We start from the raw sequence: 22,095 nt of genomic DNA on the forward strand, positions 1-22,095 counted from the left end.
CGCCGCGCACGCTGAACGCATGCCCCTCCAGACCCGCCCCCGCTGGGCGCTGCTGCTGCTCACCGCGACGCTCGGCGCCGCGCACGCCCAGGCCACCCCCCTCACGCTGGACGCCGCGCTCGCGCAGGTGAACCGCGCGCCGCAGGCGCAGGCGGCCGCGCTCACCCTGCAAAAAGCGCAGGCGGACCTGAACAGCGCCCAGGCGGCCCTCGGCCTGAACGTCGCCGCGAACGGCAGCGGCGGGTACACCGCCGCTGGGGGCCTGACCCTCACGGCCGGCGTCACCGCCACGCTCGGCGTGCTGCCCTGGGCGAGCGCGCAGAGCACCCTGCGCGACGCGCAGGCGCGTTTGCGCCTCGCGCAGCTCAGCGCCGCCGAAACGCTCAATGCCACCCGCCTGAACGCCGCCACCACCTACCTCAACGCGCACCTCGCGCAGCTGGACCTGGACCTCGCTGCCCAGACGCTGACGCTGCGCGAAACGCAACTCGCGAACGTCACCGCGCAACGTGCCGACGGGAACGCCACGCAGGAAAGCGTCCTGAACGCCACCGCCGCCGTGCAGACCGCGCGCGCCAGCGTCGCCACTGCGACCGCCACGCTGGACGCCGCGCGCCGCTCGCTCGCCGCGACGCTCGGCACGCCCCTCGACGGCGTGACCTTCACGAGCGCCGCACCGGACGCGTCCGCCCCCGGCGACGTGGACGCCCTGATCGCCCGCGCGCGCAGCACCAGCAGCGACGTCGTGCAGGCGCAGGCGGACGTGACAAGCGCGCAGGACGCCCTCGCGAGCGCGCAGCGGGACCGCACGCTCCCGGACCTGAACGTCACCGCCCGGTACGGCGCGAACGGCGGCGGCCTCAGCGCCGGCCTGAACCTCAAGGCGGGCACCGCCAGCGTCGGGTACAGCCAGCCGATTCTCACCAGCAGCGCCAACAGCACTGGCAGCGCCAGCGGCGACCCCAGCCTGAGCGTCAGCTTCAGCGGCGGCGTGAACCTGTTCGCGCCCGCCCAGGACGGCCAGATCGCCGGTGCGCGCACGCAGCTCGCGCAGGCGCAGCTCGCGCTGTCCCTCGCCGGGCAGAACCTCGAACTCGACGTGCGCCAGAAGTACGCCGACGCCCTCAACGCCGCCGCGGCCCTCACCGTGAAGACCACGCAGCTGCAGGCCGCGCAGCAGGCCCTCGCAACTGCGCAGGCGCGCGCGGACAGCGGCCTCGCCACTCCCACCGACGTCACCGCCGCGCAACTCGCCGTCCGCCAGGCCGAACGCGACCTCGAAGCCGCTCGCGTCAGCGCCTACACCGCCACCCTCAAACTCCAGAACGCCGCCGGAGGCCCCCAATGATCCACGCCCGCTCCTTCCGTCCCCTCACCCTGACGCTGCTGCTCGCGATCAGCGTCGCGGGCGCCGCGCAGGCCGCGGACGTCACCCTCGCCGCCACCGTGCAGGCCGCTCTCGCGAGCGGCGCGGACGTCCGCACCGCCCAGGCGAACTTCGACAAGGCCGCCGCCACCCAGAAGGCCCGCGAGGGTGACCCGTCCGCGCTCGTCACGGACCTCACGAGCGCCCGGCAGGCCACCGACCTCGCCCGCGTGCAGCTCGCCAGCGCCCGCATCGGCACGCTGCAGGACGCCATCGGTGCGTACGTCACCCTGCTCAACGCCCAGCAGACCGTGGACCTGCAGACGTTGCAGGTGACGTACGACACCCGCAACCTGCAGGTCGCGCAGGTGAAACGCGCCGTGAACAACGCCACCGACCTCGACGTGAAAAACGCCCAGGCGGCCCTGAGCAGCAGCACCCAGGACCTCGCGGACGCCCGCGCGCAGGTGAACCTCGCCGCGAGCAGCCTCGCGAACCTCACCGGCCTCAGCAGCAGCGCCCGCGCCGCCACCCTCCCGAGCGTCCCCGCCCTCAAGACGTCCCTGCAGGCCCTCACGACCGGCCTCGACACGCGCCTGCCGAACGTCGTGAGCGCCGCGCAGGCCGTGGCGCTCAGCCAGCTGAAAGTCAAACTCAGCGACAACGACTTCACGCCCGCCCGCACCCTCCAGGACGCCCGCACCGCCCTCGCCAACGACCAGCGCAGCCTCGACAACGCCACCCGCACCGCCCGCGCCACCCTGCAGGACGCGTACCAGAAAGCCAACACCGCCGTGGCGCAACTGCAGATCGCCACGACCCGCGAAGCGAACGCCAAGACCAGCTACACGCAGGGGCAGACGCGCCTGAAAAGCGGCCTGATCAGCAACGTCGAGGCCCTCAAAACGCAACTCGACCTGAAAACCGCGCAGGTCGCGCGCGTGAAGGCGCAGGGCAGCGTCCTCACGGCCCTCGCGGCCCTGTCCGCCGCGTCCGGCACGAACGTGACCGGCATCGGAGGCGTCTGATGACCACTGACGCGCCCCCCGCGCCCGCCCGCACCCGCAAACCCCGGCGGCGCGTGTGGCCGGCCGTGCTCACCGTCGTCCTGCTGGGCGGCGCCGTCACCGGCGGCGTGCTGTACCGCCGCGCGCAGACCACCACCGCCGAGCAGACCACGACGGTGCAGACCGCCACCGCCCAACCCGGCCAGGTGCGCGTCTCCGTGAGTGGTCCCGCGACCGTGCAGGCCGCCCGCACCGGCGACCTGAGCGTGACCGTCGCGGGCACCATCACGCGCGTGCCCAGCGTCGGCGAGCACGTCCGCCGCGGCCAGCTGATCGCGCAGGTGCAGGCCGACGCCGCTGCGACCGCCGTCACGAACGCCCGCCTTGCGCTGCAGAAAGCGCAGGCGCAGCTCGCGTCCGTGCGTGCCGCGCAGGCCAGCACCCGCGCGCAGAACGCCAGCAGCACCGTGCAGGCCAGCGTGAGCGTCCAGAACGCCGAACGTGACGTGCAGACCGCCCGCACCGCCCTCGACGCGCAGACGCGCCTGTACAGCGTGGGCGGCGTCAGCCGCGTGAGCGTCGACGACGCCCGCGCCGCCCTCGCCAAGGCGCAGGCCACCCTGGCCACCGCGCGCGCCGCGCAGGCCGCGACGCTGCAAGGCCTCGACGCGCAGACCGCCAGCAACAGCACCGACCTGCAGAACGCGCAGATCGCCGTAGACCAGGCCCGCGCGGACCTGCAGGACGCCGAAACGACCGTCGCCGGCACCAAGCTGTACGCACCCTTCGACGGGACGGTGTCCGTCGTGAACGGCAGCGTCGGCGGCGCCGTGAACGCCAACACCGCCCTCGTGACCATCATCGACGACCAGACTGTGGACCTGCCCGTGCAGATCGACGAGACGCAGATCGGCAGCGTGCAGGTCGGCCAGCGCGCCGACATCACCCTCGACGCCCTGGAGGACCAGAGCTTCACGGGCACCGTCACGCGCCTCAGCCCCGCCGCCACGCAGGACTCCGGCATCTCGTACTTCACGGCGACCGTGCAGGTCCGCAACCCGGACGGCCTGCTGCGCCCCGGCATGACCGCCGAGGCGGACATCGTGCAGCAGGAAGCCAGCGGCCTGATCATCCCCAAACGCGCCGTGCAGACCGTCCGCAACCGCAGCTACGTGCAGCTCGCCGCACGCACCAGCGGCGACGACGCGGAACGCACCCGCGTGCACCTCGGCGTGGACGACGGCACGAACGTCATCGTCGAGAGCGGCCTGCAGCCCGGCGACCAGGTCGTGCTGCCCAGCACCACACCCCGCAGCAGCGGCGGCAGCGGGACGCGGAGCGGCACCCGCAACGCCACCGGCCTGCCCGGCGTGGGCGGCCTCGGCACGCCCGGCGGGTTCGGAGGCGGCCGGTGAACGCCGCCCCCGCAGCGCCCGTCGTGAGCCTGCGCGCCGTGCGCAAGGTGTACGAGGGCGGCGACGTGGTCTTCGAGGCGTTACGCGGCGTTGACCTCGACGTGCACGCCGGCGAGATGGTCGCGCTGATGGGTCCCAGCGGCAGCGGCAAGACCACCCTGATGCAGATCATCGGCCTGCTTGACCGCCCCACCGCCGGCACGTACGTCCTGAACGGCCGCGACGTCACGGCCCTCACCGAGAACGAACGCGCCGGCGCCCGCAACACCCAGATCGGCTTCGTGTTCCAGGCGTTCCACCTGCTGCCCCGCCTGAACCTCGTCGAGAACGTCGAGGTGCCCCTGATGTACGCTGGCGTCCCGCCGCACGAGCGGCGCGAGCGGGCCATGCAGATGCTGGAACGCGTCGGCATCGCTGCGAAGGCCCGCAACCTCCCCAGCCAGATCAGCGGCGGGCAGAAGCAGCGCGTCGCCGTGGCGCGCGCGCTCGCGCAGAACCCGGCGCTGCTCCTCGCGGACGAACCCACCGGGAACCTCGACTCGCGCACCAGCGAGGAGGTCATGGGCCTATTCTGCGACCTGCACGCCGAAGGCACCACCGTCGTGATCGTCACGCACGAACCGGACATCGCGGAGTACACCGAACGCGTCGTCCGCGTCCGCGACGGGCAGATCGAACGCGACGCCCGCCAGGCGCGCACGCGCGGCCCGCATGCGCCCGCCGCCCTCGCCGGGGGGGCCGGATGACCGCTGCGCCCGCCCCCGCCGCGCCCGTCACGCCTGCCGACGACGCAACGCGCCGCAGCGGCCCCGGCTTCGCCGGCGCGTTCGGCATCGCGTGGCGCGCCATCGCCGCGACGCCCATGCGCAGCATCCTCACCGCCCTCGGCGTGATCATCGGCGTGGCCGCCGTCGTGGCACTCACCGCCATTGGCGCGGGCTCCACCAGCAACGTCACCCGCAACCTCGAGAGTCTCGGCACGAACCTGCTCACCGTCGGCAGCGCCCGCCCGCAATTCGGCGGGGGCGGCGGCCTCGTGCGCGGCGGCCCCCGCCAGACCGTCACCCTCAAGGACGCCGAAGCTCTCCGCGACTACGACCCCTCCCGCGTCGCGGGCGTCGCGCCCACCGCGCAGAGCAGCGTGCAGGCGAAGGCAAACAGCGTGAACATGCAGGCGACCGTCATCGGTACGTGGCCCGCGTACGCCACCGTCCGCAACAGCCCCGTGGAGAGCGGCGCGTACTTCACGGACGCCGACGTGGCGGACCGCCACCGCGTCGCCGTGATCGGCTCGGACCTCGTCACGCAACTGTTCGACGGGCAGGACCCCATCGGGCAGAAACTCCGCCTGGGCGCCGTCACGTTCACGGTCGTCGGCACGCTCCCCGACAAGGGCGCCACCGGCTTCGGCAACCCCAACGCGCAGGTCCTCATTCCGCTCAGCACCTTCCAGCAGCGCTTCAGCAACACCCGCAACAACGGCCAGCCCACCGTGCAGAGCGTGTACGTGCAGGCCAGCCGGAAAGACGACCTGAGCGCGCTTCAGACGGACCTCACGACCCTGCTCGCCGAACGGCACAAGCAGACTGACCCGGACAGCTACGACTTCAACATCCAGAACCAGGCGGACGCCGTCGCCAGCCTGAACAGTGTCACCACCACCCTCACGCTGCTTGTCGGCGCCATCGCCGGCATCAGCCTGCTCGTGGGCGGCATCGGCATCATGAACATCATGCTGGTGAGCGTCACCGAGCGCACCCGCGAGATCGGCGTGCGCAAGGCCCTCGGCGCCCGCCCGAGCGACATTCTCACGCAGTTCCTCGTGGAAGCCAGCCTGCTCAGTCTCGGCGGCGGCGTCCTCGGCGTGCTGCTCGGCGTCGGCGCGGCGTTCGGCGGCAACCTCGCCGGCATCACGCCCGTGTTCTCTCCGGTCACGATCCTGATCGCGTTCGCGTTCAGTGCGTTCGTCGGCATCTTCTTCGGCTACTACCCGGCCGTGCGCGCCGCGCGCCTCGACCCGGTCGACAGCCTCCGCTACGAGTAACCCTCACCCCCAGGAGTCCACCCATGAACCCCAGCACCCCCCTGATCCTGACCGTCGCCGCTGTCCTCGCCACCGCCAGTGCCCAATCCACCGGCTCCCCCTCCACGGGCGCCGGGGCGCGCACTATGACACCGGACATGCGCGCGCGCATGGCGCAGTTTCAGCCGATCATGGACCTCGCTCAGACGGTCGCGCTGCTGCCCGAACTCGAGAAGGTCAAAGGGCAGGCGGTCAGCAAGGCGCAGGCCAAGCAGCTCCTGCCGATCCTGCAGACCCTCCAGAAGGCCAGCAGCATCAAGGGCGCGGATGCCACGAAGTACCTCACGCAGATCGAGGACAAGATCCTCACCGACAAGCAGCTCACCGCCATCGACAGCCTGCAGCTCAAGCGCGAACAGGAACGCCGCGCCCGCATGACGCAGGGGCAGACCGGCCAGAACCGCTTCGGGCCGGGGGGCGCGCAGGGCCAGGGCCGCCCGCAGGGGCAAAACGGCTCGGCGCAGGGCGGCGCGCGCGGGGGCCCGTTCGGCGCGAACGGCGGCGCGTTCAACCCGTTCAAGAACGGCCGCACCGCCGACGCCCTCAAGGCGTACATCACCGTCCTTCAGAAGAAGTAAGCGTCCGCAGAGGGGCGGCGAAGCTCAGCTTCGCCGCCCCTCGCCCCTCGCCGCGCGTTACCGGCCCGCCGCGATGCGGTAGATCGCGCCGTTCCCGTCGTCCGTGAGCAGCAGCGCGCCGTCCGGCGTGACCGCGAGGTCCACCGGGCGGCCCCGCACGTCCTGCCCGTTCAGGAAGCCCGTCAGGAAGTCCTGCACGCGCCCGCTCTGCGGGTCCACCATCACGACCTTGTAGCCGCTCTTCTGACTGCGGTTCCACGAGCCGTGCAGCGCCACGAACATCTGGTTGCGGTACGCCGCCGGGAACGCCGTGCCGGTGTAGAACGCCAGCCCGAGCGGCGCGCTGTGCGCCGTGACGGTCGCGAACGCCGGCGTCGCGTTCGTGCACGCCGACGCGTCCTTCCGCCCGAAGTCCTTGTCGAAGACCTGCTGGCCGTTCAGGGTGTAGCAGTACGGCCAGCCGTAATTCCCGCCCGCCTTGAGCTTGTAGAACCCTTCCGGCGGGATGTTGTCCCCCAGCTGGTCGCGGCCGTTGTTGGTGGCGTACAGCGTCCCACCGAACCACTCCAGGCCCACGGCGTTGCGCAGGCCGGTGGCGTACGCGCGGCCATTCTTGCCGTCCGCGTCGTACACCCACACGGCCGCGCGTTTCGGGTCGCTCTCCTCGCACACGTTGCAGCTGCTGCCCGCCGACACGTACATGCGCCCGTCCGGGCCGAACACGACTGTGCGGGTGCTGTGCCCGCCGCCGCTCGGCAGGTCCACGACCTTCTCCGCCGCCCCGCTCGCCTTGGTGTCGCCGGTTTTGTAGCGGTAGCGCACGACTGCGTCGGTGTTCGCGACGTACAGGTACCCGTTGTGGAACGCTAGGCCGTGCGGTTGCCGCAGCCCGGACGCGTACACCGTCTGGCTGTCCGGTTTGCCGTCGCGGTTGCGGTCCGGCAGGACGTACACCCGCCCGGCGCCCATGTCGCTCACGAACACGTCGCCGTTCGGCGCGACCGCCAGCAGGCGCGGCGCGCGGAACCCCGTGGCGTACGTCGTCACCCGGAAGCCGTCCGGGACCTTCAGGTTGCCCGCGACGCCCTGCGCGCCCGCAGCGGACGCGGCGGCCAGACCCAGCAGCAGAAAGACTTTGCGCATGTTCCTATTGGACGGCGCGCCCGTGAGGCCCGCCCCGCAAGCGCATGAAGGCGCTCAGCGCGCGTGGTATTCGAAGGTCGCGCCGAGCGCCTCCAGGTGCGCGAAGAACCCCGGGTAGCTCTTGCGGACGTGGTGCGCACCTGTGACCGTGATGGGCGCGTCCGCGCGCAGGCCCAGCAGGGTCAGCATCATGATCATGCGGTGATCGCCGTACCCGTCCACGATCACGCCGCCCGGAATGTGCGCCGCGCCCGTTACGCTCAGGCTGTCGTGCGTTTCGGTGGCGTGCACGCCGATGCTGGCCAGAGCGGCGCGGGTGTCGCTGATGCGGTCGCACTCCTTGAGGCGCAGTGTCGCCACGTTCTCCCAGGTGGTCACGCCCTGCGCGCTCGCCGCGGCGGCCGTGAGGGCCTGCACGGCGTCCGTGAACGCGTCCCCATCGCGGGTGAGGGCGCGCAGCGGGGCGCCGCCCTGCACGACCACGCTGTCGCCGTCGCGCCACACCTGCGCGCCCATGTCCCGCAGGACGTCCACGGCGGCGCGTTCCCCCTGCAGGTCGTCCGCGAGGAGGTTCAGGACGCGCACCTCACCGGGGCGGACGGCGGCCGCCGCCAGGATTGCGGCGCTGCCCGGGTAGTCGCCGGGCACGCGCACGGCGCCGCCGGGTGCGCGGTACGTCTGCCCGCCGGGAATGGTGACGCGCGTGAGGTCTGCGCTCGCCGTGAACGTCACGCCGAACGTGCGCAGGGTCTGCAGCGTCTGCCGGAGCGGCGCGTGGCTCTTGACGTCACCGGTGAGGTGCAGGTCCAGCCCGTTCGGGAGCAGTGGCGCCGCGAACATCAGGCCGGAGGCGTACTGACTGGACCGCTCCGCGCTGACCTGCACCGGTCCGCCCACGACCGGGCCGCTGACCGTGACCGGCAGGCGACCCTCGGTGCTCGTGACGGTGGCGCCCAGCGCGTGCAGGGCCTCCAGCAGGTCTCCTTGCGGGCGCTTCCCGAGCGATTCGGCGTAGTCGGTGACGAGGGTGGTGCTCTGGGTGAGCAGCGCCACGGCCATCAGGAACCGCGCGACGGCGCCCGCGTTGCCGGGGTTGAGCGTTACGCCGGGGCGCGGGTGAGCGCCGAACCCGGTTACGAGGGCGTCCTCGCCGTCCAGGGCGATGTGGGCGCCCCAGTCGCGCAGGCAACGCAGCAGCGCTTCGGCGTCCTCGCTGGTGGCCACGCCGTGCACGCGCGTGGGGCCTTCGGCCAGCGCCGCGGCGAGCAGGTAGCGGGTGGTGTAGTTCTTGCTGGGTTGCGCGTGGAGGGTGCCGCGCAGGGCGGCCACCGGGTGCACCGTCACGTCGAACCGGGCCGGAAGGGAAGCGTGGACGCTCGGCAGGCCGCTCATGCGCGCACTGTAGCGCTGCCGCGTTCGGCACACGTCCACGTGCCTAGGCCAGCCTTCACCGCTCAAAACGGACGCAAAAAAATCGCAAATGACTGTTCCTTATGGCACAGATTAAGGCCGCGTGAAGGTTTTCTGGTCATCCGCTCTCACCTGCCCTGCATATCACTGAGTGGTCCAGCACCACGCTGCACCACCCATCCCTACTTCCTTTCCGCTCCCAAGGAGTCTCATGATGCGCACCTTCCTGATCCTCACCACGGCCCTCACCCTCACCACCGGCGCGTACGCCCAGAACACCACCGCCACCGGCACTGCCCAGGCCAGCGCCCAGGCGAACGCCACCATCCAGACCGCCGTGCTCCTCGACGCGCGCGGCCGCGTCGTCGGCGAATTCAACCGCGCCGGCCAGCTCGTCGCCCGCGGCGCCGTGAACACCGCCACCCAGGTGCAGGTCACCACCCAGAGCGGCCTGCGCAGCGTCTACGCCCTCGACGGGCAGCTCCGCAGCGGCGCGCAGCTCACCCTCGACACCGTCATGGTCAGCACCGGCCAGGCCCGCGCCAGCGTGAGCGCCGCCGCGCAGGCCAGCGTTACCGCCATGCAGAACGCCCGCCTGCTCGCCGGCCGCACCGTCACCTTCACGAACGCGTCCGGGCAGGCTGTCGCGCGCGTCGCCGCGAACGGCACCCTCACTGTCATGGGCGACCTGCGCAGCGCCACGACCGCCACCATCGAAGGCGGCGCGAGCGTCGCCCAGCGCCTCCAGCTCGACAGCGCCCTCAGCGCCACCGCCGCCGGCGCGCTCAACCTCGGCACCGTCACCGTCGAGCAGGGTCGCGGTGCCCTCAGCCTCACCAGTGTCCTCACCGGCGCCGTCCAGCTGGGCGGCAACGCCAGCGGGAACGGCAGCACCGGCGGCACCACCAGCGGCGAGGCCACAGGCGGCGCCAGCGGGAACGTCAGCGGCAACGCCGGCCTGAACATCGGCGTGGGTGGGAACGCCGGCGGCAGCGCCAGCGGCGGCACCGGCATCAGCATCGGGGTCGGCACGGGCGGCGGGATCGGCATCGGCATCGGCACCGGCGGCAAGTAACCCCACCCACGCAGGAGGGAGGCGCCCGGATGGGCGCCTCCCTCCTGCACGTCGGGCCTCAGCGGCGAGCCAGGTACGTCCGGCCACTCTCCAGACTCAACTGGACCACCAGCGTCCCCCCCTCGCGCCGCACCTCGCACCGCGTCATGTCCGGCGGCGACTGCACGCCGCGCGCCACCTCCCGGCATGCGCCCGGCCCGGTCGCCTCGCGCGCCACGCGCGCCGCGTACTCCCGCGCCCCGCGCCCCTGCAGCGCGAACGCCGCCACGAACACCAGCAGCAACGCCACGAACCCCACCAGGAACCCCACGAACGTCCTCACCATGCCCTCCAGTCGCGCGTCATGCTACCCGCCCCGCGCGGGCGGGATGCCCCGGCACGCCCCCTGGGGTAGAATTCGCGCCATGAGCAAGGTCATCATCATCGGCGCGGGCGGCGTGGGCAACGTCGTCGCCAAGAAATGCGCGCAGAACGACAGCGTCTTCACCGAAGTGCTGTTCGCCAGCCGCACCGTCAGCAAATGCGACAAGATCGTCGCCGAAATCAAAGAGCACATGCCCGACAGCAAGACGGTGTTCACGACCCGCGCAGTCGACGCCGACAACGTCCCGGAACTCGTCGCGCTGTTCAAGGAATTCCAGCCGGAACTCGTCATCAACGTCGCCCTGCCGTACCAGGACCTCACCATCATGGACGCCTGCCTCGAAGCGGGCGTGCACTACCTCGACACCGCCAACTACGAACCGCGCGACGTCGCGAAGTTCGAGTACTCCTGGCAGTGGGCGTACCGCGAACGCTTCGAGCAGGCCGGCCTGATGGCCCTGCTGGGCTGCGGCTTCGACCCGGGCGCCACCAACGTCTTCACCGCGTACCACGCCAAACACCACTTCAGCGAAATCCACTACCTCGACATTGTGGACTGCAACAACGGCAACCACGGCAAGGCGTTCGCCACGAACTTCAACCCGGAAATTAACATCCGCGAGATCACCGCGAACGGCCGCTACTGGGAAAACGGCCAGTGGGTCGAGACGGCCCCGCTGGAAATCAGCCAGGACATCTACTACCCCAAAGTCCAGACCCGCAAGAGCTTCGTGCTGTACCACGAGGAACTCGAGAGCCTCGTCGTCAACTTCCCGACCATCAAGCGCGCGCGCTTCTGGATGACGTTCGGCGAGAGCTACATCAAGCACCTCAACGTCCTTGAAGGCATCGGCATGACCAGCATCGAACCCATCGACTTCCGCGGTCAGAAGATCGCGCCGATCGAGTTCCTGAAGGCCGTACTGCCCGCCCCCGAGAGCCTCGCCGCGAACTACACCGGGCAGACGTGCATCGGCGTGCAGGCCAAAGGCGTCGGCAAGGACGGCCAGCCGAACGTGCACTTCGTGTACAACGTCTGCGACCACGCCGAAACGTACAAGGAAGTGCAGGCGCAGGGCGTCAGCTACACCACCGGCGTGCCCGCCATGATCGGCGCGATGCTGATGCTGCAAAAGACGTGGTTCAAGGCCGGCGTGTACAACGTCGAGGAGTTCGACCCGGACCCCTTCATCGACGCGATGAACACCTGGGGCCTGCCCGTGGATCAGCTGCACGGCATCGAACTCGTCCGCGACTGAGCGGACCGTGCGGCGCGGCGGGCACCAGGGTGCCCGCCGCGCTCTGTGGAACGCCAGCGGCACCCCGAAGGCAGGCCCCGCGCGAGCACCGCCTCAAGACGTCCCGGCAGGACCAGGGGGCGCACCGTGTAGCGTCCGCTGTGGCGTTGGGGGTGCACGTCCGGGCTCAGGTTCTTATCTGCTTCGGGATGACCCTCCCTAAAACGGGGGCCGAATGTCAGACCTGAATGCGCCTTGCGCCCACAGCGCAGCTCCGAGCTCAGGCGTACGCTGACCTCGAAACGCACCTGAACGCCCTGCAAACCCAGCTGCAACGCGGTCAGATTGCCGATCAGGACGTGCTCGACGCGTACTCGGCCTTCCAGGTGCCCGCCCCGGCCCTCGGCGAGCCCTTCAGCGCCCGGCGCGAAGCGTACCTCGGGTCGTACGTGGCGCACGTCGCCCTCGCCCACTGGCTGCTCGCCCGCGCCTGGGCGTACCGGGGCGGCACCACCTTCGACCTCGTCAGCGACCGGGGCGTGCGTGGCCTGCAGCACGTCCTGGAGCGCGCGGAGGGCGGCGCGCACGAAGGGCACGGGCGTGCCCACGAGTTCCTGAACGGCTCAGGCACCGGCGGGCACGGCACGCGGTACCCGACCTGGCTGGTCTTGGTCCGCGCGGTCCTGCACCTGCTTGGTGTTGGGCACTAAACCCACTCAGAGGAGGGGGACGCCCGCGGGCGTCCCCCTCCTCTGAGTGGGGTGTTCAGTCGGTGGCGGAAGTGGCGGGAATGCGCCGCGCGGCGGGCACGATGTACGCGAGCAGCGTGGCGACGGCGCTGAGGGCCGCGAGCAGCCAGAACGCGACGTGCAGGCCGTTGATGAACGGTTGCAGGGTCGTGGCGGGCAGGTGCGTGGCGAGGCCGCTGAACACCTGCAGCATGACGTCGCGCGGCACGTTGGCGACGACGATGCTGAGCGTGAAGATGATCGCGATGACGCCGCCGACGCTCATCAGGAGGCTGCGGACCCCGGCGGCGACGCCGCGGCGGTCTGGGGCGACGGCGCCCATGATCAGGCTGCTGTTCGGGGAGTTGAACAGGCCGTTGCCGACGCCGTTGACGAACATCAGCGCGGCGAGCAGCCAGTAGGGGGTGTTGAGGTTCAGCGTGAACGCGAGCCCGGCGAGCGTGACGGTCGTGAGGATCAGGCCGACGCGGATGAGGTGCAGGGGGTTCATGCGGTCCGCGAGGCGCCCGGCGATGGGGGAGGCGAGCAGCAGGCCGACCGCGACCGGGCCGAGCATGATGCCGGCGATGACGGCGTCAATGCCTTTGGCGCCCTGGAAGTAGAAGACGAACAGGAACGTGAGGGCCATGCGCGTGACGGCGTTCAGGAACACACTGAAGTTGTTCAGGGTGAACGCGGCGTCGCGGAAGAGGCGCAGGTCGAGCATGGGGACGCGCACACGCCGTTCGATGGCGACGAACGCGGCGAGGCCTGCGAGGCCGACGATGATGTACGGTGCGACGCCACTCCACGACTGGATGCCGCCCTGGGACAGGCCGATCATCAGCAGGGCGAAGCCGGCGGCGTAGGTGAGGTTCCCCCACCAGTCGAGTGGGTCCTTGGCGTCGCGGCGGGCCATGTCGCGCAGCGTGAAGGCGGCCCAGAGGGTGCCGATCAGGCCGAGGGGGACGTTGAACCAGAACACCCACTGCCAGCCGAGGGAGGTGAGCCACCCGCCGATGATGGGGCCGAGGATGGCGCCGACGGCGACCATCATCTGGTTGGTGCCGATGGCGAGGCCGAGTTCCTCGCGGGGGAAGGCGTCGGTGACGATGGCGCTGGAGTTGGCGATCATGAAGGCGCCGCCGACGCCCTGCAGGGCGCGCAGCGCGATGAGCAGCGGTACGTTGCCGGTGAAGCCGGCGAGCAGCGAGGAGATGGTGAACAGGCCGAACCCGAGGACGTACAGGCGTTTGCGGCCGTACATGTCGCTGAGGCGGCCGACGTTCAGGACGAACACGGTCTGGGTGACGTTGTAGGCGAGCAGAATCCAGATGAGGTTGAGCAGGCTGGTGTGCAGGTCGCGCAGCAGGGTGGGCAGCGCGATGATGAGCGTGCCGGAGTTCATGCTGGCCATGAGGGCGCCGAGGCTGGTGACGCTCAGCGCGAGCCATTTGTACGGGAAGCGGGCGTGCAGGTTCATGCGGTGACCTCGGTGGGGGAGAGGTGGTGTTCGAGGCGTTCGAGCAGCGCCTGGGTGTGCTGGAGTTCCTCGGGCGTGAGGGTGCTGAACAGGGTGCGGACGTGGTCGCGGACGTCGGGGACGGCGACGCGCATCAGGTCGGTGCCCTGGGGGGTGATCTGGACGCGGACGCTGCGGCGGTCGCCTGCTTCGCGGGTGCGGTGGAGGTGGCCGGCGCTTTCCAGGCGGTCGAGGATGCCGGTGAGGTTGCCGGGTGTGACGCCGAGGCGTTCAGCGAGGGTGTTGGGGCTGAGTGGGCCGTGGTCGCTGAGGAGGCGCAGGACGCGGTACTGCGGGGAGGTGAGGCCGACCTCCGCGAGCTTTCCGGCGATGCGTCTGGACAGGATGGTGTACACGCGGTCCAGGGTCAGCCACAGGTGCACTTCGGGTGGCTTCAGGTCCATGCAAATAGTATAAACCTATATTGTTTAGATATAAAGTACTCGGCGAGGGTGACGGTTCCTCACCCCCCGGAACGCTAAGCTGACCCCCATGACGGACACCGCCCTCACCCCCGTGCTCCCCACCGACCAGATCCCCTGGCAGGACCTCCCCAGCCCCGCCTTCGTCCTCGACGAACGCCGCCTGCTGCGCAACCTCGAACTCATCAAACGCGTCCAGGACGAAAGCGGCGCCCGCATGATCGTCGCCTTCAAAGGCTTCGCCATGTGGAGCACCTTCGACACCGTCCGCGACTACGTGTACGGCGCCACCGCCAGCAGCCTCAACGAAGCCATCCTGGCCCGCGAGGAAATGCGCAAGGAAGTGCACGTATACGCGCCCGCCTACAGCGACGCGGAGTTCCCGGACATGCTCGCCCTCGCGGACCACATCACCTTCAACAGCTTCTCGCAGTGGGCGCGCTTCAAGGACCAGGTCATGGCCGCGCGCGCGCAGGGCCGCCACATCGGCGTGGGCATCCGCGTGAACCCCGAGTACGCCGAGGTCGGCACCGCCCTGTACAACCCCAGCATGCCGTACTCCCGCCTCGGCGTCACCCGCGCCGAATTCCGCCCGGACCTGCTCGACGGCGTGGACGGCCTGCACTTCCACACCCTCTGCGAAAACGACAGCAGCGTCCTCGAACGCGTCCTTGAGGTCTTCGAGCAGAACTTCGGCGAGTTCCTCCCGCAGATGAAGTGGGTCAACTTCGGCGGCGGGCACCTCATGACCCGCGAAGGCTACGACATCGAACGCCTGATCCGCCTCGTGAAGGACTTCCGCGAACGCCACGACGTCGACGTGATCCTGGAGCCCGGCAGCGCCTACGGCTGGCAGACCGGCTGGCTGATCAGCAGCGTCCTCGACGTGGTCCGCAACGAAAAGGACATCGTCATCCTCGACGTGTCCGTCAGCGCCCACATGCCCGACGTGCTCGAAATGCCCTACCGCCCCGGCATCCTGAACGCCTCGGAACCCGGCGAGCGCGCCCACACGTACCTGCTGGGCGGCACCACCTGCCTCAGCGGCGACGTCGTCGGCGAATACAGCTTCGACGCGCCACTGCGGGTCGGCGACCGCGTCATCTTCGACGACATGATCCACTACACCATGGTCAAAACGACCTTCTTCAACGGCGTGAAACACCCGGACATCGGCATCTGGACCAAAGACGGCCAGTACCGGCACGTGAAGAGCTTCGGGTACGAGGAATTCAAGGCGAAGCTCAGCTGAGCGCGAACGCCCCCGCGATGCGCCCGGCCAGCTGGTCGGGCGCATCACTGCGCTGCACGTCCAGCGTAACCGTGTCCGCCTCGCCGGCCGGTTCCTCCAGCGTGTCCAGCTGGCTGGGCAGTAGGCTCACGCCCGCGTAGTGCGTGCGGTGCTGCAGGCGGTCTTCCAGCACCGCGCGCGGCACCCGCAGGTACGCGAAGTGCACGCCCGGCGCGCGCAGCGCGTCCCGGTACGCGGCGCGCAGGGCGCTGCACGCCAGCACCACCCCGCCCGGCTGCGTCTGCAGCGCCTCACGCAGCCGCGCCAGCCACGGCGCGCGGTCCGCGTCAGTGAGGCCCTCGCCCGCCGCCATCTTCGCCTTCGCGGCGGGCGTATGGAAATCGTCCGCGTCGAGGAACACCCACCCCAGCCGCGTCGCGAGCGCCTCGCCCACGGTCGTCTTGCCGCTGCCGCTCACGCCCATGATCACCACTGCCGCCTGCATGCCCCGCAGCGTACCCAAAAAGGGCCGGGCCGGGGCACGCCCGGCCCGGTAGGCCCACTCGTTTACTTGCGGTACACGCGGTACTGCCCGCTCACGTACCGGATGGTGCCACCCTCGAAGTCCGCCGCCCACGCGCCGTTCAGCAGGTACTGGTCACGCTTCGGGAAGCCCAGGACGCTGCCGCTCCCGCCGAGCCCCTGGTACGTCTTGAGGAGCGCGCCCGTCAGCCAGAACGTCCCGTACTTCTCGGTGCTGTACAGCGCGCCGCTCTGGAAGAACCCGTACAGGCCGCTCGTGCCGAACCGGTTGCGCGGAATGACCTTCTCGTCACCGGCGGCCCAGCCGAGGCGGCTGGGTGGCCGCGCCGCGCCGCTCTCCGCCTGCGCGAGCGCCAGGTAGCGTTTCAGGATGGCGCCGTGCACGGCGTACGCGCGGCTGCTGCCGTCCGCGTGCAGCAGCACGCCGTTCCCGTACGCGCCCACGCCGCGGAACTTCTGCCACGCGCCGTTCCCCCAGCGCTGCACGTACGTCGTCGCCGTGCCCAGCGACTCCCCGCCGCGCAGACGGTCGTACGCCGCCGCGATGGCCGCGTCCGTGCTGCCGTCCTCCCGCTCGCCCGGCTGAATCGCCGCGACCGGCGTGCCCGGTTGGGGCTGCGGCTTCGGCTGCGGTTGAGGTTGCGGCTGGGGCTGCGGCGCGGGCGCCTGCGCGGCGCCGACCACCGTGAAGTACGCCGTGTCCGTTACCCACGCGTCCTGCGGCACCGGGTTCACCACGATGCTCAGCGCCTGCGCCAGCTCGTCCTGGCCGCGCGCACTCACCGTCGCGAACGCCGCGTCGTCCTCAAAGCGCGCGAGGTCGCCCAGGTTCAGCTTCTCGGTGCTGGCCAGCGCCAGCACCTTGTCCTGCCCGGCCGGGCCACTCACGTTGAACTGGTACTGCGCCTTCGGGCCGGGGAACGACGTCGCCTGCCCGGCCTGCACGAAGTTGCTGCCGTCGTAGTTGTTCGGGCTGATCAGCGTGATGCGTCCGTCCGCGTTCACGTCGAACAGGTACACGTACGCGTCACTGTTCGTCTTCACCGTGACCGTCAGGCCCTCGCCGATGCGGTACTTCGGGTTGCCCTGCCCGCTCGGGTCCCGGTTCACGCGCACCTGCACGCTCAGGGGCGGCTCGGTGGGGTTCACGATGATGCTCTGCGCGCTGATCTTCGATGGGCCGGCTGACGCCACACCCGCGAGAAGGGCCGACAGGATCAGAAGCTGTTTCATGACCGCACCGTAGGGGCCCAAACTGACCCGCCCCTGAACGCCCGGCGAGCGTCAAGATCACCCTAAGACTCCCTGAGTGGCTGCTGAGAACTGTCAGGCTGAACGGCAGGCCGCCCCAACGGAGCGACCTGCCGTTCAGTTCAGCGCAGCGTCAGCGAACAGCGAGCTTCACGGTCGCCTTGCTGCTCCCGCACGTGACGTTCGCCGTACCGGCCGTCGCGTTCGTCACCGTGCACCCGAGCAGCTTCAGGGCGTCCACGGGCAGCAGCAGCCCGGCGCCCCCCTGGAACGGGGCGCTCGTGAGCGTCACTGCGCCCGACGCGGTCCGCGCGCTCGTGCTGCCCGGCGTGACGATCAGCAGGCCGCCCGCGCGCGTCAGCTGCACCACACCGCCCGTCTGCGGCGTCGCCGTGACCAGGCCGCGCAGGTCCGCGACATTCACGAACGTCGCGCCCGCGCTCGTGGGCGTCGTGGCCGGGCGGGTCGTCGCGGGCGCCGTCTTCACCTGCGACGACAGCGCTCCACGCGCGGCTTTCGGGCTGTCCACGATGACCAGCAGTTCGGACGCACCCAACTGCGCCAGCAGCACGTACGACCCGACGTTGCCTTCACGCACCACCAGGCTCGCGGTCTTCCCGCTCGTCTTCCAATCGCCGATGGCGCGCGCGCCCAAGCGCGCCTTCACCTTGGCCTTGTTCGCGTCGAGCGTTCCCGGGACGTACAGGCACACGGCCTGCGCCGTGACGTTCAACTTCGCGGGGCACGTCACGAGACGACCGCCAATCGCGCGGCTCACTTCCACGCCCAGCGCCGCGTTGGCACTGGAACCACTCTGCGCGCCGGCGACGCCAGCGAGCCCCACCGCAAGCGTCGCGGTCATCAGGGAACGGATCAACATGAGCCCCATGCTACGCAGCGTGCGTGAGCGCACGTTCAGCGAAACGTCCGCTTTTCATGAGAACGCCCGTGCCCGGCACACACGCGCACCCCGACGCCACGCGGACGAACACCTCCCACGCGGCCTGAACGGAACCTGAACGCAACCCTGAAAACTCCTTGATTTTCACCCGGCACCCATACGCGCGCCGCTCAAGTGAAACTGAGGAGGACCGCGAATGACCCCCGAAACGCGCGACAGCACCCCCGATGGACCACGCACGCCCCCCGACCCCACCGTGAACGGCGACCCCTGCGGGGGCCGCGCATGACCTGCGTCCACAGGAGCGTCCCATGATCTACTTCATGTTCGCCACGGGCATCGAGAACTCCTACCCCACCATCCAGGGTGGCCGCGTCCGCATGGACGAAATGGCGAAATGCGGCCACTACGACCGCTGGCAGCAGGACTTCGACCTCGTCACGCAGCTCGGCGTGCAGTACCTCCGCTACGGCCCGCCCATCCACACCACCTGGACCGGCCCGGACCAGTACGACTGGTCCTTCGCGGACGAGACGTTCGCGCGCCTCCGCGCGCTCGACATCACGCCCATCGTGGACCTCTGCCATTTCGGCGTGCCCGACTGGATCGGCAACTTCCAGAACCCGGACTTCCCCGAGCAGTTCGCGCGGTACGCCCGCGCGTTCGCGGAACGCTTCCCATGGGTGCAGCTGTACACGCCCGTGAACGAGATGTACATCTGCGCGCTGTTCAGCGCCCGTTACGGCTGGTGGAACGAACAGCTCAGCAGCGACCGCGCGTTCGTGACCGCCCTGAAGTACATCGTGCGCGCCAACGTCCTCGCCATGCAGCAGATTCTCGCCGTGCGGCCCGACGCGATCTTCGTGCAGAGTGAAAGCAGCGAGTACTTCCACGCGCAGGGCCCACAGGCCATCGGCCCGGCGGAACTCATGAACGCCGTGCGGTTCCTGTCCCTCGACCTGAACTACGGGCACCGCGTCAGCAGCGACATGTACGAGTACCTGCTCGACAACGGCATGACCCGCGACGAGTACCACTTCTTCCTCGACCAGACGCTCAAGCACCACTGCATCATGGGCAACGACTACTACGTCACCAACGAGCACCTCGTCCACCCCGACGGCAGCTCCGAGGCGAGCGGCGAGATCTACGGGTACTCGGTCATCACGAACCAGTACTATGCGCGCTACGGCCTGCCCGTCATGCACACCGAAACGAACTTCGCGCAGGGCGAACGCGGCGACGAGGCCGTCCGCTGGCTCCGCAAGGAATGGGCGAACGTCCTGCGCGTCCGCAACGACGGCCTGCCCATCGTCGGCTTCACGTGGTACTCCCTCACCGACCAGGTCGACTGGGACACCGCCCTGCGCGAGAACAACGGCCGCGTGAACCCGCTCGGCCTGTTCGACCTGAACCGCGCCATCCGCCCCGTCGGGCAGGCGTACCAGCAGCTCATTCAGGAGTGGCGGGCGGTGCTGCCCACGCAGAGCGTCGTGCTGGGCCTCCCGGTCACGCCGCCCAGCCAGCAGACCGCCCCGCAGAGGCAGCAGGCCGCGCAGCGCGCCCAGGCGCGCGAGCAGGCGTACCGCGCCGCGCCCACCAACACCGAACCCGCCAAAGGAGAGCAGCCATGACCACCCCCGCCACCCCGCACCGCTTCCAAGATCAGGTCGTGATCGTCACGGGCGCCGCGAGCGGCATTGGCCTCGCCACCGCCACCCGCTTCGCGCAGGAAGGCGCGCGCGTCGTCATCGCGGACCTGCACGGCGACCAGGCGCAGGCCGCGGCCGAGCAGCTGCGCGCCCACGGCGCCGCCGACGCGCTCGGCCTCCCCTGCGACGTCTCCGACGAGGCGCAGGTGCAGGCCTGCGTCGCCCAGGCCACCCAGCACTTCGGCACGCTCGACGTGGTCGTGAACAACGCCGGCCTCATGACCTTCAAGGCCATTACCGACCTCACCGGCGACGACTGGCGCCGCGTGCTCGGCGTGGACCTCATCGGCACGTTCTTCTTCATCCGCGAGGCGTTCCGGGCCATGCCGTCCGGCGGGCGCATCGTGAACGTCTCCAGCATCCACGCGGTCGAGACGTCCCCGCTCGTCGCGCCGTACGCCGCCGCGAAAGCCGCCGTGGTGTCCCTCACGCGCTCCGCCGCCATCGAGGGCCGCCAGCGCGGCATCCGCGTGAACGCCGTCCTGCCCGGCGCCGTGAACACCCCGATGCTGTGGGACAACCCCAACGTGAAAAGCGGCGTCGAGAAGATCGACCGCAGCCTCGTCGGCGAACCCGAGGACCTCGCCGCCGCCATCGCGTTCCTCGCGTCACCAGAGGCGCGCTTCGTGCAGGGCGCCGCGCTCGTGGTGGACGGCGGCCGCATCGACATCCTGTAGCCCGCTCTCCGCCGGGTGGCGGATGCCGCGCTCCGCCCGGCCCGGCACGATGAAGCCGTGCCCACCCTCAACCACCTTGACGCGCTGGACGCCCGCGTCCGCGCCGCCCTGCGCACCCACCCGCTCCTCACGCACGCCCTCGCGTACGGCAGCCGCACGCAGGGCCCCGCCGAGCAGGGCGCGCACGACGAGTACAGCGACCTGGAGTACTCCGCGTACACCCCGCCCGGCGTCACCCTCGACCCCTTTGCGCTGCTGGCGGGCATCACGCCCGTCGCGCTCGCCGTCACGAACCCGTTCGGCACGCCGAACGTCATCACACCCGACCTCGTGCGCATCGAACTGCACGTCCACCCGGACACGCACCTGCGCGAGGTGCTGGGCTGGCCGCCCGGCAGCCTGCGCGCGGACCTCGCCCTCATCCGCGACGACTCTGGCGTCCTCACGCCGCTCCTGCAACAGCTGGAAGCGGCCCCGCCCGCGCTGCCTGACCTGCAGCGCACGTACGACGACCTCCTGAACTGGCTCACGTTTGCGTCTGCCGTCCTCGCGCGCGGCGAGCACTGGCGCGCGCACGAACTGCTCACCTGGGTGCACGGCGCCCTGCTGCGCCTCGCCCGCGCCGCGACCGGCGCGCCGCACCGTCCCGCGCCCACCCGCCTCGCCGAACGCGACCTCCCGGCCCTCACGCTGCGCGCCCTGCGCCGCACCACGCCCGGCCTGAACCACCTCCCTGACGCGCTGCGCGCCGCGCTGCCCCTCGCCGCGCAGTTCGCGCAGGCCCTGCACCTCCAGGCGCATCCCGCCCTCATGGCCGCGCTGCGCGCGCCTCGGCGCCCACACGGCGCGGTGAAGGGCCGCTCAGGCCCCCATCACCCGCACTCCACCCCCGGCGCCTACGCTCAGCGCATGGACCGCATGGACAAGACCAGCCGCACCGCCATCGACGCGAGCGCCCACGCCGGCCAGTACGCCGTCGACATCACCCCCAACCTCGACCCGCGCGCCGGCATGAAAGCCTCGGAGCCCCTGCTGCAACTTCGCGTGCTCGAACACGTCCACGACGGCGAGGAACGCCACGAAGTCATGAAGAACTTCATCACGCCCGACAGCGCCAGCCGCATTGACGCCGTCCTCGCCGGCGCAGCCCCCCAGGTCGATGTGATCTTCCCCGCCGACGCGCCCAACTGGGTCATCCGCTTCACGCGCCTGGACGACGGCGGCCTGGAACTGCACAGCCTGAACCCCGCTTCCATGCTCCCCGAAGGGCCCGCCGTGACGCTCGCGCGCGCCGAAGCGGACGGCCTGCGCCAGCAGCTCCGCGACCGCCTCCCCGAAATCCTCCACGAGCGCGCCAAAGAAGACTGACGCGCCGCAGCAAACGGGCGGCAGGGGTTCCTCCCCGCCGCCCGCGCTCGCGCCATGAGGAA

21 protein-coding genes are annotated in these 22,095 nt (G+C 70.5%); 13 read left to right on the plus strand and 8 right to left on the minus strand.

Annotation, left to right across the window (positions count from 1 at the left end):
• Nucleotides 1-19 precede the first annotated feature (19 nt).
• The 6 genes from DEIMA_RS04560 to DEIMA_RS04585 are packed head-to-tail and all read left to right on the plus strand — an operon-like array spanning nt 20 to nt 6,449.
• Nucleotides 20-1,348 (plus strand): TolC family protein, encoded by a 1,329-nt coding sequence (locus DEIMA_RS04560; RefSeq protein ID WP_013556057.1) that lies wholly within the window; start codon nt 20-22, stop codon nt 1,346-1,348.
• Nucleotides 1,345-2,394, plus strand: a complete 1,050-nt coding sequence (locus DEIMA_RS04565; protein WP_013556058.1) for a TolC family protein — start codon at nt 1,345-1,347, stop codon at nt 2,392-2,394. The genes DEIMA_RS04560 and DEIMA_RS04565 overlap by 4 nt, the downstream gene beginning before the upstream one ends.
• On the plus strand, nt 2,394-3,788 hold the full coding sequence (locus DEIMA_RS04570) for an efflux RND transporter periplasmic adaptor subunit (RefSeq protein WP_013556059.1): 1,395 nt from the start codon (nt 2,394-2,396) through the stop codon (nt 3,786-3,788). Before DEIMA_RS04565 ends, DEIMA_RS04570 begins: the two co-directional genes overlap by 1 nt.
• On the plus strand, nt 3,785-4,534 hold the full coding sequence (locus DEIMA_RS04575) for an ABC transporter ATP-binding protein (RefSeq protein WP_013556060.1): 750 nt from the start codon (nt 3,785-3,787) through the stop codon (nt 4,532-4,534). The genes DEIMA_RS04570 and DEIMA_RS04575 overlap by 4 nt, the downstream gene beginning before the upstream one ends.
• Entirely contained in the window at nt 4,531-5,832 is a 1,302-nt protein-coding gene (locus DEIMA_RS04580) for an ABC transporter permease (RefSeq protein WP_013556061.1), read from the plus strand. The genes DEIMA_RS04575 and DEIMA_RS04580 overlap by 4 nt, the downstream gene beginning before the upstream one ends.
• A 23-nt stretch (nt 5,833-5,855) precedes the next feature.
• Nucleotides 5,856-6,449: a hypothetical protein gene (locus DEIMA_RS04585; RefSeq protein ID WP_013556062.1), complete on the plus strand. Its 594-nt coding sequence runs from the start codon at nt 5,856-5,858 to the stop codon at nt 6,447-6,449.
• A 57-nt stretch (nt 6,450-6,506) separates the two neighbouring features.
• On the opposite strand, the gene DEIMA_RS04590 is transcribed toward DEIMA_RS04585, so the two are convergent.
• Together DEIMA_RS04590 and aroA are read right to left on the minus strand one after the other, a co-directional pair.
• Complete coding sequence (locus tag DEIMA_RS04590) at nt 6,507-7,592, minus strand: PQQ-dependent sugar dehydrogenase (RefSeq protein ID WP_013556063.1); 1,086 nt, start codon at nt 7,590-7,592, stop codon at nt 6,507-6,509.
• 54 nt (nt 7,593-7,646) lie between these two features.
• Nucleotides 7,647-8,984 carry a 3-phosphoshikimate 1-carboxyvinyltransferase gene (gene aroA, locus DEIMA_RS04595; protein ID WP_013556064.1) on the minus strand — a complete coding sequence of 446 codons (1,338 nt, stop codon included), beginning with the start codon at nt 8,982-8,984 and terminating at the stop codon, nt 7,647-7,649.
• A 229-nt stretch (nt 8,985-9,213) separates the two neighbouring features.
• On the opposite strand from aroA, the gene DEIMA_RS04600 reads away from it, so the two are divergent.
• Nucleotides 9,214-10,077, plus strand: coding sequence for a hypothetical protein (locus DEIMA_RS04600; protein ID WP_043816463.1), 864 nt, complete (start codon nt 9,214-9,216; stop codon nt 10,075-10,077).
• 58 nt (nt 10,078-10,135) lie between these two features.
• On the opposite strand, the gene DEIMA_RS04605 is transcribed toward DEIMA_RS04600, so the two are convergent.
• Complete coding sequence (locus DEIMA_RS04605; protein ID WP_043816465.1) at nt 10,136-10,402, minus strand: hypothetical protein; 267 nt, start codon at nt 10,400-10,402, stop codon at nt 10,136-10,138.
• Between the two features lie 79 nt (nt 10,403-10,481).
• Between DEIMA_RS04605 and DEIMA_RS04610 the strand changes: the two genes are divergently transcribed.
• Complete coding sequence (locus DEIMA_RS04610; protein ID WP_013556067.1) at nt 10,482-11,699, plus strand: saccharopine dehydrogenase family protein; 1,218 nt, start codon at nt 10,482-10,484, stop codon at nt 11,697-11,699.
• A 227-nt stretch (nt 11,700-11,926) separates the two neighbouring features.
• Nucleotides 11,927-12,388 carry a hypothetical protein gene (locus DEIMA_RS04615; RefSeq protein WP_013556068.1) on the plus strand — a complete coding sequence of 154 codons (462 nt, stop codon included), beginning with the start codon at nt 11,927-11,929 and terminating at the stop codon, nt 12,386-12,388.
• Between the two features lie 55 nt (nt 12,389-12,443).
• On the opposite strand, the gene DEIMA_RS04620 is transcribed toward DEIMA_RS04615, so the two are convergent.
• Both DEIMA_RS04620 and DEIMA_RS16795 read right to left on the minus strand, forming a co-directional pair.
• Entirely contained in the window at nt 12,444-13,889 is a 1,446-nt protein-coding gene (locus tag DEIMA_RS04620) for an MFS transporter (protein ID WP_013556069.1), read from the minus strand.
• Nucleotides 13,886-14,332, minus strand: a complete 447-nt coding sequence (locus DEIMA_RS16795) for a MarR family winged helix-turn-helix transcriptional regulator (RefSeq protein ID WP_013556070.1) — start codon at nt 14,330-14,332, stop codon at nt 13,886-13,888. Before DEIMA_RS16795 ends, DEIMA_RS04620 begins: the two co-directional genes overlap by 4 nt.
• Before the next feature lie 88 nt (nt 14,333-14,420).
• Between DEIMA_RS16795 and nspC the strand changes: the two genes are divergently transcribed.
• A complete protein-coding gene (gene nspC / locus DEIMA_RS04630; protein ID WP_013556071.1) occupies nt 14,421-15,602 on the plus strand; it encodes a carboxynorspermidine decarboxylase in 1,182 nt (393 codons plus the stop codon).
• Here nspC and DEIMA_RS04635 read toward each other — a convergent pair.
• The 3 genes from DEIMA_RS04635 to DEIMA_RS04645 form a co-directional block, all read right to left on the minus strand.
• Nucleotides 15,595-16,086: a gluconokinase gene (locus tag DEIMA_RS04635; RefSeq protein ID WP_013556072.1), complete on the minus strand. Its 492-nt coding sequence runs from the start codon at nt 16,084-16,086 to the stop codon at nt 15,595-15,597. The two genes, nspC and DEIMA_RS04635, sit on opposite strands and share 8 nt — an antisense overlap.
• Before the next feature lie 62 nt (nt 16,087-16,148).
• Nucleotides 16,149-17,357, minus strand: a complete 1,209-nt coding sequence (locus DEIMA_RS04640; RefSeq protein ID WP_013556073.1) for a DUF4384 domain-containing protein — start codon at nt 17,355-17,357, stop codon at nt 16,149-16,151.
• A 151-nt stretch (nt 17,358-17,508) separates the two neighbouring features.
• The gene (locus DEIMA_RS04645; protein WP_148234904.1) at nt 17,509-18,255 is read right to left on the minus strand and encodes a hypothetical protein; all 747 of its coding nucleotides are present in this window, start codon (nt 18,253-18,255) and stop codon (nt 17,509-17,511) included.
• A gap of 332 nt (nt 18,256-18,587) precedes the next feature.
• Between DEIMA_RS04645 and DEIMA_RS04650 the strand changes: the two genes are divergently transcribed.
• The 3 genes from DEIMA_RS04650 to DEIMA_RS17775 are packed head-to-tail and all read left to right on the plus strand — an operon-like array spanning nt 18,588 to nt 22,033.
• On the plus strand, nt 18,588-19,910 hold the full coding sequence (locus DEIMA_RS04650; RefSeq protein WP_013556076.1) for a family 1 glycosylhydrolase: 1,323 nt from the start codon (nt 18,588-18,590) through the stop codon (nt 19,908-19,910).
• Nucleotides 19,907-20,665 (plus strand): SDR family NAD(P)-dependent oxidoreductase, encoded by a 759-nt coding sequence (locus tag DEIMA_RS04655; protein WP_013556077.1) that lies wholly within the window; start codon nt 19,907-19,909, stop codon nt 20,663-20,665. Before DEIMA_RS04650 ends, DEIMA_RS04655 begins: the two co-directional genes overlap by 4 nt.
• 57 nt (nt 20,666-20,722) lie before the next feature.
• Nucleotides 20,723-22,033 (plus strand): hypothetical protein, encoded by a 1,311-nt coding sequence (locus DEIMA_RS17775; protein WP_013556078.1) that lies wholly within the window; start codon nt 20,723-20,725, stop codon nt 22,031-22,033.
• Nucleotides 22,034-22,095: the final 62 nt, after the last annotated feature.

The sequence above is a fragment of the Deinococcus maricopensis DSM 21211 genome, from assembly GCF_000186385.1.
Lineage (GTDB): Bacteria > Deinococcota > Deinococci > Deinococcales > Deinococcaceae > Deinococcus_B > Deinococcus_B maricopensis.